At 63.5% G+C, this 17,425-nt stretch carries 12 protein-coding genes and 3 rRNA genes; 1 reads left to right on the plus strand and 14 read right to left on the minus strand.

Annotation, left to right across the window (positions count from 1 at the left end):
• Positions 1-12: 12 nt before the first annotated feature.
• Genes recN through FBY39_RS16615 form a run of 6 tightly spaced genes read right to left on the minus strand, consistent with a single transcriptional unit; the run spans position 13 to position 5,590 of the window.
• The gene (recN, locus tag FBY39_RS14425; protein ID WP_141933031.1) at positions 13-1,704 is read right to left on the minus strand and encodes a DNA repair protein RecN; all 1,692 of its coding nucleotides are present in this window, start codon (positions 1,702-1,704) and stop codon (positions 13-15) included.
• Entirely contained in the window at positions 1,701-2,690 is a 990-nt protein-coding gene (locus FBY39_RS14430; protein WP_141933032.1) for an NAD kinase, read from the minus strand. The genes recN and FBY39_RS14430 overlap by 4 nt, the downstream gene beginning before the upstream one ends.
• Positions 2,687-3,487 (minus strand): TlyA family RNA methyltransferase, encoded by an 801-nt coding sequence (locus tag FBY39_RS14435; protein ID WP_141933034.1) that lies wholly within the window; start codon positions 3,485-3,487, stop codon positions 2,687-2,689. Before FBY39_RS14435 ends, FBY39_RS14430 begins: the two co-directional genes overlap by 4 nt.
• Complete coding sequence (locus tag FBY39_RS16545; RefSeq protein WP_186336961.1) at positions 3,484-3,645, minus strand: hypothetical protein; 162 nt, start codon at positions 3,643-3,645, stop codon at positions 3,484-3,486. The genes FBY39_RS14435 and FBY39_RS16545 overlap by 4 nt, the downstream gene beginning before the upstream one ends.
• Positions 3,646-3,686: 41 nt before the next feature.
• Complete coding sequence (locus tag FBY39_RS14440; RefSeq protein ID WP_141933036.1) at positions 3,687-4,721, minus strand: HAD-IIA family hydrolase; 1,035 nt, start codon at positions 4,719-4,721, stop codon at positions 3,687-3,689.
• Positions 4,721-5,590, minus strand: a complete 870-nt coding sequence (locus FBY39_RS16615; RefSeq protein ID WP_260838007.1) for a hypothetical protein — start codon at positions 5,588-5,590, stop codon at positions 4,721-4,723. The genes FBY39_RS14440 and FBY39_RS16615 overlap by 1 nt, the downstream gene beginning before the upstream one ends.
• Here FBY39_RS16615 and FBY39_RS16620 point away from each other — a divergent pair.
• Positions 5,564-6,337 carry a hypothetical protein gene (locus tag FBY39_RS16620; protein ID WP_222115693.1) on the plus strand — a complete coding sequence of 258 codons (774 nt, stop codon included), beginning with the start codon at positions 5,564-5,566 and terminating at the stop codon, positions 6,335-6,337. The two genes, FBY39_RS16615 and FBY39_RS16620, sit on opposite strands and share 27 nt — an antisense overlap.
• 215 nt (positions 6,338-6,552) lie before the next feature.
• On the opposite strand, the gene rrf is transcribed toward FBY39_RS16620, so the two are convergent.
• The 8 genes from rrf to argH form a co-directional block, all read right to left on the minus strand.
• Positions 6,553-6,669, minus strand: a 5S ribosomal RNA gene (gene rrf, locus FBY39_RS14450).
• 101 nt (positions 6,670-6,770) lie between these two features.
• Positions 6,771-9,876, minus strand: a 23S ribosomal RNA gene (locus FBY39_RS14455).
• A gap of 418 nt (positions 9,877-10,294) precedes the next feature.
• Positions 10,295-11,816, minus strand: a 16S ribosomal RNA gene (locus FBY39_RS14460).
• The 16S, 23S and 5S rRNA genes sit together here, the layout of an rRNA operon.
• A 552-nt stretch (positions 11,817-12,368) precedes the next feature.
• On the minus strand, positions 12,369-13,196 hold the full coding sequence (locus tag FBY39_RS14465; protein WP_141933038.1) for a DUF4184 family protein: 828 nt from the start codon (positions 13,194-13,196) through the stop codon (positions 12,369-12,371).
• A 15-nt stretch (positions 13,197-13,211) separates the two neighbouring features.
• Positions 13,212-14,522 (minus strand): tyrosine--tRNA ligase, encoded by a 1,311-nt coding sequence (tyrS, locus tag FBY39_RS14470; RefSeq protein ID WP_260838008.1) that lies wholly within the window; start codon positions 14,520-14,522, stop codon positions 13,212-13,214.
• Positions 14,523-14,549: 27 nt separating this feature from the next.
• On the minus strand, positions 14,550-15,272 hold the full coding sequence (locus FBY39_RS14475) for a hypothetical protein (protein WP_141933041.1): 723 nt from the start codon (positions 15,270-15,272) through the stop codon (positions 14,550-14,552).
• The gene (locus FBY39_RS14480) at positions 15,269-15,916 is read right to left on the minus strand and encodes a SatD family protein (RefSeq protein ID WP_141933044.1); all 648 of its coding nucleotides are present in this window, start codon (positions 15,914-15,916) and stop codon (positions 15,269-15,271) included. Before FBY39_RS14480 ends, FBY39_RS14475 begins: the two co-directional genes overlap by 4 nt.
• A gap of 70 nt (positions 15,917-15,986) precedes the next feature.
• A complete protein-coding gene (gene argH / locus FBY39_RS14485) occupies positions 15,987-17,417 on the minus strand; it encodes an argininosuccinate lyase (protein ID WP_141933046.1) in 1,431 nt (476 codons plus the stop codon).
• Positions 17,418-17,425 lie beyond the last annotated feature (8 nt).

Below are 17,425 nucleotides of genomic sequence, written 5' to 3' on the forward strand. Positions count from 1 at the left end.
GCTTCAATCCTATCAGTCCAGTTCGGTGCCGAGCTCGAGGAGCTCGCGTGCGTGGGTGAGCGCGGCATCCGAATCGGGCATGCCCGACAGCAGCCGTGCCATCTCCGCCTCGCGTTCCGCCCCCGCGAGGACGCGGACATCGGATGCCGTGACCGCCCCGTCATGAGCTTTGATGACCGACAGATGGTTGGAGGCGAACGCGGCGACCTGCGCGAGATGCGTCACGGCGATCACCTGGGATGACCGGGCGAGTCGCGCGAGTCGGCGCCCCACCTCGATCGCGGCCGCTCCCCCGATTCCCGCGTCGACCTCGTCGAAGACGAACGTGGGTACGGGATCGACGCTCGCGATGACGACCTCGATCGCGAGCATCACGCGACTCAGTTCCCCGCCGGATGCGCCGCGCGAGACCGGACGCAGCTGCGCGCCGGGATGCGGAGCGAGGAGGATGGCGACATCGTCGCGCCCCGAGGCCGTCTCGGTCCCAGGTGTGACGGTGACTTCGACGCGCGCATCGGGCATCGCGAGCTGGCGGAGCTCTGCGGTGACCGCCTCGCCCAGTCGGCGCGCGGCGTCCTGACGAGATGACGTGAGAGCGTCGGCTGCGGCATCGACCGCGGATGCCGCCACCCCCTGCTCACGCGTGAGGCGCTCGACCCGCTCTCCATCGTCGTCGAGTTCTGCCAGGCGCGCCGATCCCGAGTCGAGGAGCGAGATCGCCGCGTCGAGGCTGCCGTGCGTCCGCGCGAGTCCTGCGAGGACGGCGCGACGCTCCTCCACGGCTGCCAGCTCGTGCGGCCCGGTCTCGTCCAGGTCTGCCAGGTAGGCGGCGAGTGCCGCCGCGATGTCGGTGACGCGGTATCCGGCATCGGCGACCTGCTCGGCGAGGTCGGCGAGGGTCGGGTCTGTCACGCGCTCGAGCGCGCGGCGCGCTTCGCCGAGGAGCGAGGCAGCGTCGGGCTGATCGCCGTCGCCGGAGAGCACGTCGTGCGCGGCGGCCGCGGAGAAGCGCAGCTCTTCAGAGTTGGCGAGCCGTTCAGCCCTGACGGTCAGTTCCTCGTCTTCGCCCGCGACGGGTGCTGCCTGCTCGATCTCGGCGAGCTGGTGACGGAGCGTCTCGGCCTCGCGCGCTCGATCGTCGCGCTCGGCGACGAGAGCAGAGAGCTCGTCGTCGATGGCGCGCCGACGAAGATAGGCCTCGCGGTACGACGCGAACGCCTCCGCGACCGAGAGCCCGCCGAATCTGTCGAGCGCGTCGCGCTGGGCCGCTGCGGACTTCAGCCGGAGCTGGTCTGACTGTCCGTGCACGACGACGAGCTCATCCGCGAGTTCGGACAGCACCCCGGCGGGGGCTGCCCGCCCACCGACCGATGCGCGGCCACGTCCCTCGCTCGAGACCGTGCGGCCGACGTAGAGTTCCGCGAGACCGTTGCCGACTGGTTCGACATCGCCCCCGGCATCTCGCACGCGGTCGGCGACGGGACCCGACTCCGGCACGATCCACACGCCGTCGACCGTGGCCTGCGCCGCGCCGGCGCGGACAGCTCCCGAGTCGGCACGCTGCCCGAGGAGGAGCCCCAGCCCTGTGACGACCATCGTCTTGCCTGCACCGGTCTCGCCCGTGATCGCCGTGAATCCGGGTCCCATGGGGAGAGTCGCCTCCGCGATCACACCGAGGTCGCGCAGTCGCATCTCCTCGATCATTCGTCGGGCTCCGGCTCCATCTCGCTCCCGAGCCCGCCGTCGTCCTGCCGCGGGTAGCCGGAGCCGTCGCCGACCGTCACGGGACCGCGCCAGCCGCCGATCGGAAGCCGGAACTTGCGTACGAGGCGATCCGTGAACGCGGCAGGGTGGAGCCGCGCGAGAAGAACGGGCCGCTCGGAGCGGCGCACGACGACGCGGGCACCCGGAGGCAGGTCGTGCGACCGGCGCCCGTCGCACCACAGGATTCCGGTGCCGTTGGTCCGCTCGAGCACTTCGATCGCCACCGAATGCTCGGGACCGACGACGAGCGGCTTGGCGAAGAGGGCGTGCGCGGACAGGGGGACGACGGCGATGGCCTCGACGGTGGGCCAGATGACGGGCCCACCAGCCGAGAAGTTGTAGGCGGTGGAGCCCGTCGGCGTGGACACCACGACACCGTCGCATCCGAACGACGACAGCGGACGGCCGTCGACCTCCATGACGACCTCGAGCATCCGTTCGCGGCTCGCCTTCTCGACCGTCGCTTCGTTGAGCGCCCACGTCTCGTACAGGACGGCGTCCGAGGAATCCTTGACCCGCACCTGGAGGGCGAGACGCTCCTCGACGCGGTAGTCGCGCGCGATGACGCGCCGCACGGCGTCATCCATGTCGTCTCGCTCGCTCTCGGCGAGAAATCCCACATGGCCCATATTGATCCCGAGCACCGGCGCAGAACCGTCTCGCACGAGTTCCGTCGCGCGGAGAATCGTGCCGTCGCCGCCGAGCACGATCGCCAACTCGATGTCGTGCACAGGCACTTCGATGCCGAGTCTCGCGACGCCGGCGAGCTCGGGGAGCGCTTCGGCCAGCTCGAGCGCATCATCGGGCGCCAGAACGGGGCGTGCACCGGCGTCTTGGAGAGCGGTGATGACACGGTCGGCGGCTTCGACGGTATCGTCACGGCGCGCGTGCGCCACGACGAGGATGTTGCGCTGCGGTTCGGTCATGGGCTCCCCGCCAGTCGGTTCACGGTGCTCAACCATTCTGTCGGATTGCCGCGGTCGCCCGGCGCGAGATGAACGACGTACTCGGCGTTGCCGTGCGTCCCGACGATGGGCGATGCGATGATGCCCCGCGTTCCGAGGCCGAGATCCCAGGCCTTCCACAGCACTGCCGCGACCGCATCCGCTCGGATGACGGGGTTGGTGACGAGTCCGCCTTTGACCGCTGTCCGCCCGACCTCGAACTGCGGCTTGACGAGCAGGACGACGTCGCCATCGGATGGCACCACGTCGCGCACCGACGGAAGCACATGAGCGAGGGAGATGAACGAGAGATCTCCCGTCACGACTGCCGGCGGGGCGTCGACACCGGTTGCCGCCGCGAGGGTCTCGGGAGTCATGTACCGAACGTTGAAGCCTTCCACCGCGATGACATCGGGGTCGGCGCGGATGGGAGCTGCGAGTTGGCCGTGACCGACATCGACCGCCAGAACAGGGTTTGCTCCGCGCTCTCGCAGGACCTGCGTGAAGCCGCCCGTCGAAGCACCCATATCCAGCGCGACGCGGCCCGACACATCGATGTCGAACGCGTCGAGTGCCGCGATGAGCTTGTGTGCGGCACGGCTGACGTAGTGGTCGGCGACGGCGACCTCGATCGCAGCGGTCTCAGCGACGGGCGTCGACGGTTTCACGACGGGACGCCCATCGACCGTCACGAGTCCGTCTGCGATCAGACTGGCAGCGTGGGTCCGCGAACGGGCAAGACCACGCCGTGCTATTTCGGCGTCGAGTCGCGCCGTCACGTGCGTGCGGTCGTCGGCATCGATTCCAGCCGTCGCGCAAGGCCGTCATGGAGGCTCTCGTAGGCCGCCGCCCTCTCGGCAAGCGACTGGGCCTCGATGATGTCGAGCCTCGTCAAGAGGTCGTCCCGCTCGTCGTCTCCCGTGCGCAGATCGTCCATCGTCACAGGATATGCCGCCGTGACGTCAAGCGACCGGAGCGTCACGGCCTGTGGAAGGGATCCGCGTAGAGGATCTCCGGCACGCGGAACCCGTAGATGGCGCGCCCGGTGTCCCAGATCGCCTTGGCTCCCGCGCGGAGGAGATTGATCGGCTTGTCACCTTCCGCGAGGATGCGGATGTCGGGACCGTCGATACGCACACGCGCCTGCCCCACCGTCACGACGCCATCGCTGACGACAGCCTCCGGGTACGGCTCGAAGAGCTCGCGCAAGTCGCTGAGGATGTAGGTGGGTTGCGAGCCCGCCGGCGCCGCCAGGACATGCTTCGGTCGATCGATTCCCGTCAGCACGAGGGCTGAAGGGATCTCCGCCCGGTTCGCGCCGAGGATGTCGGTGTCGAGACGGTCGCCGAGGAAGAGCGGATGCTGGGCGCCGAAGCGCGCGACCGCCTCTTGGAAGATGGGCACTTCCGGCTTGCCTGCGACGGTCGCGAGACGGCCGACCGCGGTGTGGACGGCGGAGACGAGTGTGCCGTTTCCCGGCGCGATCCCTCGCGCCTGCGGAATGGTCCAGTCGGTGTTGGTGGCGATCCAGGGGATGCCGCCCTCCTCTTCCGGCGTCGCGAGGGCGAAGGCCGCCTCCGCGAGCTGGGCCCAACCGACCTCGGGTGCGAAGCCCTGGACGACAGCGGCGGGGAGGTCCTCCGCGCTGCGCGTCACGACGAAGCCCGCTCTCTCCACCTCGACGACGAGCCCTTCTCCCCCGACCACCAGAACCGTGGAACCGGCGGGGACGCGATCCGCGAGGAGCCTCATCGCCGCTTGTGGGCTTGTCACGACGTCGCGAGGGGCCGTCTCCAGTCCGAGCTCGCTGAGGTGGCGCGCAACGGAGGCATCGGTCCGCGAGGCGTTGTTCGTGATGTAGCCGAGCCGGCGTCCGTCGCCCGCTCGCGCGAGACTCTCGACAGCGAACGGAAGAGCGTGGGCGCCCGCGTAGACGACGCCGTCGAGATCAGCCAGCACGACATCGACGCCGTCGAGCGGAGTGCGCGCACGATCACGGCCGAAGAGGCCCATCAGATCTCACGCTCATCGGGTTCGTCGATCCCCGCATCCGACAGGATCTCCGCGACCTCATCTTCCACCGTCGCGGCGGGGCTGGAGGCCGCATCCGGGGCAGCCGGGTCGTCCCGCTCCGACGGCTGCGTATCGGTGTGGTCGTCGCCGAATTCCGCGATGTCCGCGGCCTCGGCGTCATCGGACGCGAGGTTGTCTGCCGGATCGTCGTCGGGCTCGCCGATCTCTTCGACGAAGATGGTCTCGAGGTCGGCCGCGCCGCTCGCGGCGTAGAGGGCCTCTTCCGCGATCTCGGCCCGTCGTTGCCACACGGCAGACTCCTCCGTGCGCCCGAGTTCCTCGAGCACGGCCGCGCGCGCAGCGAAGAGAGCAGGGCTCCACTCGAAGGCGCGGTCTGGATCCAGTTCCGGGATGTCGAGTTCGGTGAGAGCGCGTTCGGGCTCATTGAGGTCGAGCCGGGCCCCCGACATCGCGATGGCGAGCTCGACCCGGACCACCGCTGGCAGAGCGCTCCGGTCAACGGCGCGGCCGAGTTCGAGCGCGCGGTCCGGTCGACCGACACCGCGTTCGCTGTCGACCATCATGGCAATCTGATCGTCTCGGCCCGAAATGCGGCGGTAGGTTCGCAGCTCGCGGAGCGCGAGTGCGTAATCCCCTGTCGCGTAGGCCGTGATCGCGAGGGTTTCACGAACAACTGCGATACGTCCGGCGCGACGGGATGCCGACATGGCGTGGCTGTGGGCCAGTTCGGGATCCTCATCGATGAGCTGTGCGGCCATCGCCAGGTGGCGCGCGACCCAATCAGCATTCTCCTTGCTGAGGGTCTTGAGCTCGTTCCTTGCTTGGCCGTTGAGGTCGCGAGCAGTCACTTCCTCCGGAATCTCCGGGTCATCGTGCCGTGGACGAATCGACCGGATCTCTTCGGGACGCGTCGCTCGATCGGGATAGCCTGCACCGCCACGCATCGGCCGGGGCCCTCCGCGATCACCATCGCGACGCTCATACGGCTTACGGTCACCGTCACCCTTCGCGTAGGGGCGGTCGCCATCGCGACGCTCATACGGCTTCCGATCACCGTCACGCTTCACGTACGGCCGATCACCGTCACGCTTCACATAAGGGCGGTCACCATCGCGACGCTCATACGGCTTCCGATCACCGTCACGCTTCACGTACGGCCGATCACCGTCCGGCTTCACATAAGGGCGGTCACCATCGCGACGCTCATACGGCTTCCGATCACCGTCACGCTTCACGTACGGCCGATCACCGTCACGCTTCACATAAGGGCGGTCACCATCGCGCTTCACATACGGCTTCTCACCATCGCGCTTCACGTAGGGCTTGTCACCGTCACGCTTCACGTACGGCCGGTCGCCATCGCGACGCTCGTACGGCTTAGGGTCACTGTCACGTTTAACGAACGGCTTGTCGCCATCGCGCTTCGCGTACGGCTTCCGATCACCGTCGCGCTTCACGTAGGGCTTGTCACCATCACGCTTCACGTGCGGCCGGTCACCGTCACGCTTCACGTACGGCTTGTCACCATCGCGACGCTCATACGGCTTACGGTCAGCGTCACGCCTCGCGGATGGCCGACCGCTGCCGCCTCGTGATGGACGCCCTCCACCATCGGACGAAGCGCGAGCATGCGCACCACGATCATCCGAGGAACGCTGCCCCTTCCCACGCGGGGACGATGCCCCACCTGTACCGTCACGCGGTTCCTGGTCTGTCATGGCACGATCCTCCCCGGAGGGTATCCCTCAGGCAAACTTCCTCGAAAACGCGAAAGGGCCACCCAACGTTGGGTGGCCCTTTCTCGAAAGAAGTCCGGCGGTGTCCTACTCTCCCACAGGGTCCCCCCTGCAGTACCATCGGCGCTGTGAGGCTTAGCTTCCGGGTTCGGAATGTAACCGGGCGTTTCCCTCACGCTATGGCCGCCGAAACACTATTGATGTTTCAGTCTGCACAACATAAATCATTGTCGTGCGGTTCTCGACCGTACATCGAGAACCACTCAGTGGACGCAAGCACCTAAAACGGTGTGTTATCAAGTCATCGGCTTATTAGTACCGGTCAGCTTCACGTGTTGCCACGCTTCCACATCCGGCCTATCAACCCAGTAGTCTGGCTGGGAGCCTCTCGCCCGAAGGCATGGAAGTCTCATCTTGAGGCCGGCTTCCCGCTTAGATGCTTTCAGCGGTTATCCATCCCGAACGTAGCTAATCAGCGGTGCTCTTGGCAGAACAACTGACACACCAGAGGTTCGTCCAACCCGGTCCTCTCGTACTAGGGTCAGATCCTCTCAAACTTCCTACGCGCGCAGCGGATAGGGACCGAACTGTCTCACGACGTTCTAAACCCAGCTCGCGTACCGCTTTAATGGGCGAACAGCCCAACCCTTGGGACCTACTCCAGCCCCAGGATGCGACGAGCCGACATCGAGGTGCCAAACCATGCCGTCGATATGGACTCTTGGGCAAGATCAGCCTGTTATCCCCGAGGTACCTTTTATCCGTTGAGCGACAGCGCTTCCACAAGCCACTGCCGGATCACTAGTCCCGACTTTCGTCCCTGCTCGACCTGTCAGTCTCACAGTCAAGCTCCCTTGTGCACTTACACTCGACACCTGATTGCCAACCAGGTTGAGGGAACCTTTGGGCGCCTCCGTTACTTTTTGGGAGGCAACCGCCCCAGTTAAACTACCCACCAGGCACTGTCCCTGAACCGGATTACGGTTCTAAGTTAGATATCCAGAGTGACCAGAGTGGTATTTCAACAATGACTCCACATGAACTAGCGTCCACGCTTCAAAGTCTCCCACCTATCCTACACAAGCCACACCGAACACCAATACCAAGCTGTAGTAAAGGTCACGGGGTCTTTCCGTCCTGCTGCGCGTAACGAGCATCTTTACTCGTAATGCAATTTCGCCGAGTTCGCGGTTGAGACAGTTGGGAAGTCGTTACGCCATTCGTGCAGGTCGGAACTTACCCGACAAGGAATTTCGCTACCTTAGGATGGTTATAGTTACCACCGCCGTTTACTGGGGCTTAAATTCTCAGCTTCGCCTTGCGGCTAACCGGTCCTCTTAACCTTCCAGCACCGGGCAGGCGTCAGTCCGTATACATCGTCTTGCGACTTGGCACGGACCTGTGTTTTTAGTAAACAGTCGCTACCCACTAGTCTCTGCGGCCTCCAAACGCTTTCGGAGCAAGTCCTAATACGTCGAAGGCCCCCCTTCTCCCGAAGTTACGGGGGCATTTTGCCGAGTTCCTTAACCACGATTCTCTCGATCTCCTTGGTATTCTCTACCTGACCACCTGAGTCGGTTTGGGGTACGGGCGGCTAGAACCTCGCGTCGATGCTTTTCTTGGCAGCATAGGATCACCCACTTTTTATCCGCATTGTGTCTCAGCCTATGTGAGCGACGGATTTGCCTATCGCTCGGCCTACGCACTTGCACCAGGACAACCATCGCCTGGCTTGGGCTACCTTCCTGCGTCACACCTGTTAATACGCTAACCGCACCAGCATGGGGTCGTGCGCTAGCTCCAACGCTCTCACCCCGAAGGGATCGATACAAAGGAATTCGGGCACTTAGCACCACTGGATTAGTTTGGGCGGTTCTTCGCCGGTACGGGAATATCAACCCGTTGTCCATCGACTACGCCTGTCGGCCTCGCCTTAGGTCCCGACTTACCCAGGGAAGATTAGCTTGACCCTGGAACCCTTGGTCTTTCGGAGGACGTGTTTCTCACACGTCATTCGCTACTCATGCCTGCATTCTCACTCGTGTAGCCTCCACGGCTGGTTCACACCGCCGCTTCGCTGGCCACACGACGCTCTCCTACCCATCAACACGGCTGGACCACGAAGGCCTACCAATAATGTCAATGCCACAACTTCGGTGGCGTGCTTGAGCCCCGTTACATTGTCGGCGCGGAATCACTTGACCAGTGAGCTATTACGCACTCTTTCAAGGGTGGCTGCTTCTAAGCCAACCTCCTGGTTGTCTAAGCAACTCCACATCCTTTCCCACTTAGCACGCGCTTAGGGACCTTAGTTGGTGGTCTGGGTTGTTTCCCTCTCGACTATGAAGCTTATCCCCCACAGTCTCACTGCTGCGCTCTCACTTACCGGCATTCGGAGTTTGGCTGACGTCAGTAACCTTTTGGGGCCCATCGGCCATCCAGTAGCTCTACCTCCGGCAAGAAACACGCAACGCTGCACCTAAATGCATTTCGGAGAGAACCAGCTATCACGAAGTTTGATTGGCCTTTCACCCCTATCCACAGCTCATCCCCTCAGTTTTCAACCTAAGTGGGTTCGGTCCTCCACGACGTCTTACCGTCGCTTCAACCTGGCCATGGATAGATCACTTCGCTTCGGGTCTAGGACATGCGACTGAATCGCCCTATTCAGACTCGCTTTCGCTACGGCTACCCCACTCGGGTTAACCTCGCCACATATCGCTAACTCGCAGGCTCATTCTTCAAAAGGCACGCTGTCACAGCTACTAGGGCTGCTCCAACGGTTTGTAAGCAAACGGTTTCAGGTACTATTTCACTCCCCTCCCGGGGTACTTTTCACCTTTCCCTCACGGTACTTGTCCGCTATCGGTCATCTGGGAGTATTTAGGCTTATCAGGTGGTCCTGACAGATTCACACGGGATTTCTCGGGCCCCGTGCTACTTGGGATACTCTTCGCGTCAAGGGAGGCATTTCGACTACGGGGTTGGCACCCTCTTTGACCCGCCTTTCAATGCGGTTCGTCTATACCTTCTTGTAACGCCGACTGTTCGGCAGAACAGTCTGAAAAGTCCCACAACCCCGAATACGCAACTCCTGCCGGATATCACACGTACTCGGTTTAGCCTGTTCCGGTTTCGCTCGCCACTACTAACGGAATCGCGGTTGCTTTCTCTTCCTGTGGGTACTGAGATGTTTCACTTCCCCACGTTCCCTCTACCCGCCCTATATATTCAGGCGGGAGTCACTGGGTCGGCACGCCGCCCAGCGGGGTTTCCCCATTCGGAAATCCTCGGATCAAGGTGTGCTTATCCACTCCCCGAGGCTTATCGCAGATTGCTACGTCCTTCTTCGGCTCCAGATGCCAAGGCATCCACCGTTTGCTCTTAAAGACTTGAAATCACATGAGTTCGTCAAAGAATCGAGTCCGACCGAAGCCGGACATGAAATTGACTAATGATCTAAAAAGATCATCTATGTGAAATGAATCCGAAGATTCATCTCAAAGATGCTCGCGTCCACTGTGTAGTTCTCAAAGTACGGGCGGTACCTTCCCCGCTTGCCGTGATGGCAGCCAAGAAAGGCCCTGAGGTTCGTCTGCTCCCGATCCGTTGATCGAAGCGCATCCGGTCCCTCAGGACCCAACAGCGTGCATGTGCCGGCAGAATCTCTAGAACGTTTCCAGCTGCAAGCAGCGTACTGAGTTCAGGATCTCTTGATCGGCACCTTGTCTAATGTTCCACCCATGAGCTACCAGTCGAGAACATTCGTCTCGAGTCTGGCTCTGGAAGCTCCGAAGAGCTCCAAGTGCTCCTTAGAAAGGAGGTGATCCAGCCGCACCTTCCGGTACGGCTACCTTGTTACGACTTAGTCCTAATTACCGATCCCACCTTCGACGGCTCCCTCCACAAGGGTTGGGCCACCGGCTTCAGGTGTTACCGACTTTCATGACTTGACGGGCGGTGTGTACAAGACCCGGGAACGTATTCACCGCAGCGTTGCTGATCTGCGATTACTAGCGACTCCGACTTCATGAGGTCGAGTTGCAGACCTCAATCCGAACTGGGACCGGCTTTTTGGGATTCGCTCCACCTTACGGTATTGCAGCCCTTTGTACCGGCCATTGTAGCATGCGTGAAGCCCAAGACATAAGGGGCATGATGATTTGACGTCATCCCCACCTTCCTCCGAGTTGACCCCGGCAGTATCCCATGAGTTCCCACCATTACGTGCTGGCAACATAGAACGAGGGTTGCGCTCGTTGCGGGACTTAACCCAACATCTCACGACACGAGCTGACGACAACCATGCACCACCTGTTTACGAGTGTCCAAAGAGTCCCGTGTTTCCACGGTGTTCTCGTATATGTCAAGCCTTGGTAAGGTTCTTCGCGTTGCATCGAATTAATCCGCATGCTCCGCCGCTTGTGCGGGTCCCCGTCAATTCCTTTGAGTTTTAGCCTTGCGGCCGTACTCCCCAGGCGGGGAACTTAATGCGTTAGCTGCGTCACGGAATCCGTGGAATGGACCCCACAACTAGTTCCCAACGTTTACGGGGTGGACTACCAGGGTATCTAAGCCTGTTTGCTCCCCACCCTTTCGCTCCTCAGCGTCAGTTACGGCCCAGAGATCTGCCTTCGCCATCGGTGTTCCTCCTGATATCTGCGCATTCCACCGCTACACCAGGAATTCCAATCTCCCCTACCGCACTCTAGTCTGCCCGTACCCACTGCAGGCTGGGGGTTGAGCCCCCAGTTTTCACAGCAGACGCGACAAACCGCCTACGAGCTCTTTACGCCCAATAATTCCGGATAACGCTTGCACCCTACGTATTACCGCGGCTGCTGGCACGTAGTTAGCCGGTGCTTTTTCTGCAGGTACCGTCACTTTCGCTTCTTCCCTGCTAAAAGAGGTTTACAACCCGAAGGCCGTCGTCCCTCACGCGGCGTTGCTGCATCAGGCTTGCGCCCATTGTGCAATATTCCCCACTGCTGCCTCCCGTAGGAGTCTGGGCCGTGTCTCAGTCCCAGTGTGGCCGGTCACCCTCTCAGGCCGGCTACCCGTCGACGCCTTGGTGAGCCATTACCTCACCAACTAGCTGATAGGCCGCGAGCTCATCCCTGACCGAAGTTCTTTCCAGCTGCTGAAGATGCCTTCGCAGCTCGTATCCGGTATTAGACGCCGTTTCCAGCGCTTATCCCAGAGTCAGGGGCAGATTGCTCACGTGTTACTCACCCGTTCGCCACTGATCCAGAGAGCAAGCTCTCTTTCACCGTTCGACTTGCATGTGTTAAGCACGCCGCCAGCGTTCATCCTGAGCCAGGATCAAACTCTCCGTAAAGAAATTTTGCTGCGATCGAACCGGAATGGGTTCGAAGCAGCGAGTTTGATCTGACGATCGGATGTCATTGCTGACATCTCGTTTAATCTCAAAAGAATCTCATCGATCGGCTAAAGCCGACCGCGAGGTTTTTTGGCATTTGACAAGTGCACGCTGTTGAGTTCTCAAGGATCGGATGCTCCTGCTGGTCAGCCTCTCAGCTTCCCCCGCAGGGCAACTTCTCTATCTTATCCATCTCGTTCCGTCTGTCAAATCGACGCGCCGGGATCTTTCGATCCGGAACGGCAGTCGATGACCGCGGTCCACGAGGTGGAATCCCCATCCTAGACGCAAGGTCTTGTTCTCTCAAGGAGAGGTTTGGGTTGGGGGTGGTTCTCCGCTTGAGGGGGCGAGGCCTTCCGGCCCTTCGCTCTTCCCTGTGGGGCGAACAAGTAATAAGTTACGCGGGATCCCAGGGTTGGGCAAATCCGGCTCGCATCCCGGGCGTGTCGCGCGCTGATTCCGCGGAATTCCGCGGATCTGTACGTTCGAGCTCACACCGGCCCGTGGTCCTCACGAGGTCTCGCGTCGACGTCGCGCGATCTGGATAGCCACTGCGAGCACGAGTGTCGCCACTGCCCACCACGCGCATGTGATCGGCAGCACGCGGTACGCGAGGTGTGCCGCAGTGAAGGTCGACGTGAGCGGACCCCAGGTCGCGAGGCCGATCACCCAGCCGGTCGCGAGCGCTACGGGGAGCGACAGCCACCACACCCAGCGCAACGCATTCGGAACGATGCGAGGAACTGGACCGTCCGTCCGCCGACGTGAGACCCACACGATTCCCCAGACTCCGATGATCGCGAGCCCGATGAAGCTCGACGCGTGCTGCAGCCACTTGTAGCCGGACAGCGGACCCCACATCAGGTCGAGCGCGGGGATCCACTGCACTCCCCACCGTCCTTCGTGCGTGAACAGATCCCAGACGATGTGGCTCACGACCCCCAGCGCAAGCGAAGCGATGAGCAGTGCCACGGCTGACACGGAGGCCCTGGGCCGATCCTTGACCGCACTCCCCCGGGCGACTCCGGCGAACGTCTCACCCACTCCGGCTCGGGCGCCGTGGTCCCACGACGTAGGCAGTCGCTGAGCGAGCCATGCCGGCGAGAGCTCCCGGACAGCCGGTCGCAGTGCGCATCGCCAGACGAGGAGAAGCGCGAGAGCGACACCTACCGTGGCCGGAAGCCACAGGACGTCGTGCGTGCGACCGTACGGAAGCGGGAAGCCTCGCGTGAACAACGCCAGATCAGGTGTCATCGCCCCCACGGCGATCGCAGCGGGGACGAGCCGCGTTCGCACGAACGGCAACGCGATGACGGCGTGGCTCGGCGTGAACGGCATCTGCGACGGTGCCGGTCAGTCCGCGTCGTCTGCAAAGAGCCCGGCGAGCGTCTTCTTTCCGCGTCGGAGCACCGACACCCCACCGGGGAGAGCACCCGTCACGACAGCAGCGTCGTCGTCGACCTTCGCCCCGTCCAATGACACGCCGCCCTGAGCGATCGCTCGCCGAGCCTCGCCGAGACTCGACACGAGACCTGTCTCGACCAGGGCGTGGACCACGGGCGTACCTCGGCGCACCGTCGCGTGCGGGAGTTCCTCCAGCGCGGTTCGCAACGTCGCCCCATCGAGCGTTCCGAGGTCCCCCTGCCCGAAGAGGGCCTCCGAGGCGGCGATGACAGCGTCGGTCGCCTCGGTGCCGTGGACGAACGCGGTCACTTCGCGCGCCAGCCGTCGCTGGGCCGCGCGTCGGAACGGCTCCGACGCCACGAGCTGGTCGTAGCCCTCGATCTCGTCTCGAGTGAGGAACGTGAAGACCTTGAGCCTCGAGACGACATCAGCGTCGTCCGTGTTCAGCCAGAACTGGTACATCCGGTAAGGACTGCACATCTCGGGGTCGAGCCAGATGGCGTTGCCCTCGCTCTTGCCGAACTTCGTACCGTCGCTGTTCGTGATGAGCGGTGTCCCGATGGCATGCACGTGCACGCCCTCGACGCGATGGATCAAGTCCGTACCGCTCGTGAGGTTTCCCCACTGATCGCTTCCACCCGTCTGGAGGACGCAGTCGTACTGCCGGTAGAGCTCGAGGTAGTCCATCCCCTGCAGGATCTGGTAGCTGAACTCGGTGTAGCTGATTCCGGCATCCGAGTTCAGCCGTGCGGCGACAGCATCCTTCTTCAGCATCGTGCCCACGCGGTAGTGCTTGCCGATCTCGCGTAGGAAGTCGATGGCGCTGAGGGGCGCCGTCCAATCGAGGTTGTTGACGATGCGGGCGGCATTGTCGCCGTCGAAGCTCAGGAACCGCTCGACCTGGGAGCGGAGGTAGCCCACCCACTCCTCGACGGTCTCCTTCGTGTTGAGCGTTCGCTCCGCGGACGGCCGCGGATCGCCGATCAGGCCGGTGGATCCGCCGACGAGGCCGAGCGGTCTGTGGCCGGCCAGCTGCATCCTGCGCATCGTGAGCAACTGGACGAGGTTGCCGAGGTGCAGGCTCGGTGCCGTCGGGTCGAAGCCGCAGTAGTACGTGATCGGGTCTCCCGCGAGGAGTGCTCGAAGAGCGTCACGGTCGGTGGACACCTGAACGAGTCCTCGCCACTCCAGCTCGTCCCACACGTTCGCGAACGAGGGATCGTTGGCGGGAGCGGTGGCACTCAGCGCGACGGTCGACACGCTTTTCAGGCTATCAGCGGCGAGAGCTCACGACCGCGCGCCCCACCACACCAGGAAGGCCGCCGCGAAGGCGACCACCCAGCTGACCAGGCTGCCGATGAGGAAGTACTCCGCACGGTTTCCGTCATCGCTGTCGCGGGAGATCTCCGGGAACCGCACGATTCCCTTCGCCGCGAGGACCGCCGCGATGAGGGTGTACGCGCCTGCGAGCGTCAGCGCGAAAACGAGCACTCGTTCGAGAGGCCCGATCAGGCGACCGCCCCTGAGCGTCGGAGCAAGAGCGCTGCCGGCCTGAGCGCCGTCGTCCGTCATCCGCACGTGTTCACTGCTGAGCGCGATGCGCACGATGATGTTGGCCGACTCGAGAAGGAATGCGAGGATGCCGCCGACGAGCACGACCAGGTCGATCGGGACGGCCAGCGCGGGACCGGGGAGAGACCACAAGTCATCGAATGCGACGCTGCTCGAACGGGGACCCAGCAGCACGACCAGTGCTGCGACACTCACTCCGAGGACTCCTGCCGGCCAGAGACCGCCACGGCCACGCCCGTCCGACGGAGTCGTGCTGACCCAGGCAGCAGCGGCCGCGATCGCCACGAATCCCCACACCGCCGCGTCGACGGCAACGGCGACGCCGAACAGAACGAGCGCCGCGACGCCGAAGCCCACCCAGCGAGCGCGCGCTCCGAGGTACTGCCGGACGAGGTCGGCGACGCCGACGCCCAAGAGGATGAGACCGGCGACGATCACGAGGATCGGCCTCCCGTCAGCTCCAGGAATCCCTGGATGAGGGACGCCGCACCGGCTACGGCGAGGGCCTGCGAGACGGCGGACTGCGTGATGCCCTCCGACTCGGCGAGGTCCCGCTGGGCGATTCCGCGGCACCGTCCATACGTGAGGCGTCGCGCCCGCGCGCTCATGGATCCGACGATCTCGTCGCGCGCCAAGAGGTAGGCATTGGCCAGGCGGGTCGTTCGCTCCATGTGAGCATCATCGCGCTCGGCGGCGACGACCCACGTGCGGGCGCGCGGTGCCGTGCGCTTCTGCAGGGAGTGGACCATCTCGATGGCGTCGCGCGCTGCCCACCACCCCGGGCCCTCCGGAATGCTGCCTCCGGCTGCGGGAACGGTCAGAACGTCGCCCACCCCGATCCCGAATCGGCACTCCAGCCCTTCGGGAAGGGTGAGCTGGAGAAGAAGCAATGCAGCCATCGCCGAGTCGAGGTCGGGGTACAGCGCCTGCTGCTCGTCTCCGACGGTGGGCCTGAGCGGGCGCACGAGGTCCGGGAACTCACGTTCCACCTGGGCGATCGCTCCATCCAGGGTGCTCTGTGCCGCGGCGCGATCAGGGAGTCGCCTCGACCCGACGATGTCAGCAAGCACAGCGACGTTCATTAGATCAGCATAGGGCTTATTAAGGAGAAAAAATAGCCTATCGCTAATTCTTTGGAACGATAAGCCCCTGCTACGGAGACCACACGCGGGCTGCGGCCTGAACCCGCTGGACGAGATCCGCACGTTGCTCGGCGACGCGGTCCGGCGCAGTGCCCCCCACCCCCGAACGACTCCCCACGGAACCCTCGATCGTGAGCACCGTTCGAACCGCGGGCGTCAGATGCACCGATACCGCGGCGAGCATCTCGGGAGTCGCGTCTTCGAGACCGATGCCCTGCACTTCGCACGCGCGCACAAGCGCGCCCGAGATCTCGTGGGCGTCACGGAATGGGACACCCTGCTTCACGAGCCACTCAGCCACATCAGTCGCGAGCGAGAATCCCTCCGGTGCGAGGGCAGCCATCCGTGCGACGTCGAACTGCAACGTTGCGATCATTCCCGCGAACGCGGGAAGGACGACTTCGAGCGTGCGGACGGAATCGAAGACAGGCTCCTTGTCCTCCTGGAGATCACGGTTGTACGCCAGCGGGAGGCCCTTGAGCGTAGCCAGGAGCCCGGAGAGATTGCCGATGAGTCTGCCCGACTTGCCCCGCGCGAGTTCTGCGATGTCGGGATTCTTCTTCTGGGGCATGATGCTGGATCCCGTCGAGAATCCATCATCGAGGGTTACGAATCCGAACTCGCGCGTGTTCCACACGATGATCTCTTCAGCGAGACGGGAGATATCGACGCCGATCATCGCAGCGATGAAGGCGAACTCCGCGACGACGTCACGCGCCGACGTGCCGTCTATGGAGTTCTCAGAAGGACGGTCCAGACCCAACTCCGTGGCCACCAGCTGAGGATCGAGGCCCAGTGTCGACCCCGCGAGTGCACCGCCGCCGTACGGCGACACGCTCGCTCGAGCCCGCCAGTCACGCAGCCTCTCGAGATCGCGCACCAGGGGCCACGCATGCGCTTGAAGATGATGCGCCAGCAGCACGGGCTGAGCGTGCTGCAAGTGCGTGCGACCGGGCATGATCGCATCGGCGTGCGCCTCCGCCTGCGAGACGATGGCATCGACGACCCTCAGGATGTCGCGCGCGATCACGCGCGCGTGATCCAGCAGGTAGAGGCGGACCAGAGTGGCGATCTGGTCGTTGCGACTGCGACCTGCACGGAGCTTTCCGCCGAGCTCGGGACCGACCTCGGCGATGAGCGCCTGCTCGAGCGCCCCGTGGACATCCTCGTCAGACTCTGCCGCGGTCAGCGAGCCGTCGGCGACACGCTCAGCAAGCGCATCGAGTCCCGTGTGCATGGCGCGCTCTTCGTCGGCCGAGAGATAGCCCGCGGCGCCGAGGGCGCGCGCATGCGCGTGGGAGCCCGTGAGGTCGTACGGCGCGAGTTCCCAGTCGAAGTGCGTCGATCTGCTGAGAGCCACCAGCTCCGGCGCGGGACCGGACGCGAAGCGGGCGCCCCACAGAGCGCCCTCGTTGGTGCCGTCCGACTTCACATCACTCATCCGACCAC

The organism is Microbacterium sp. SLBN-146 (assembly GCF_006715145.1).
In the GTDB taxonomy this organism is placed as follows: domain Bacteria; phylum Actinomycetota; class Actinomycetes; order Actinomycetales; family Microbacteriaceae; genus Microbacterium.